Source organism: Chryseobacterium sp. CG10_8 (genome assembly GCF_058117085.1).
In genome coordinates, this window is record NZ_JBYVEB010000269.1 from 1 (window position 1) to 714 (window position 714).

1 protein-coding gene is annotated in these 714 nt (G+C 28.9%); it reads right to left on the reverse strand.

What is annotated here, in order from left to right:
- Positions 1-95: 95 nt before the first annotated feature.
- Positions 96-714, reverse strand: a 619-nt coding sequence (locus tag AC4AGG_RS16675; RefSeq protein ID WP_489773148.1) for a CatB-related O-acetyltransferase, incomplete at its 5' end; no start/stop codon positions are given.

Consider the following 714-nt stretch of genomic DNA (forward strand, 5'->3'; position numbering starts at 1 on the left):
ACGGAATTGAAAAGCAGTGGCGGCGAAGAATATTCAAATTGTCAATTTGAATATTCAAGCCCGCTTTTGCTAATACACTGTTAGCGGTAGTAGTTTTATATGATTAATTTTTCAATTTTATTATCAGTTAAATTTTGAATATTTTTTGTGATTTTTTCAATGTCCCAATTCCACCATTGAATTTTTAATAGTTTTTCAATTACTTCATCAGAAAATCGCTTTTTAATTTCTTTTGCTGGATTTCCTCCAACTATAGAATATGGTTCAACGTCTTTTATAACAGTTGAGTTTGTTGCAATAATTGCTCCGTCTCCAATTGTAACTCCCGCCATAATTGTTGCATTGTATCCAATCCAAACATCATTTCCTATCGTTATATCTCCTTTTTTTGGATATTCTTTCCCTTCCATTGCATTTTTCCAATCATTTCCAAATATAGCAAATGGAAAAGTTGTCAACGAATTTGTTAGATGATTTGCTCCATTCATTATGAATTTTACGTCTGATGCAATCATACAGAATTTTCCAATTCTCAGTTTGTCATTAATGAAATCAAAATGATATTTTACATTCTTCTCAAAGTTTTCAACATTTTCAAAATCATCGTAATATGTATAATCTCCAACAATAATATTTGGATTTTTAATTATGTTTTTCAAGAAACAAAGTCTTTCATAGTTTTCTATTGGAAAAACTTTATTTTTATTTGGTGGT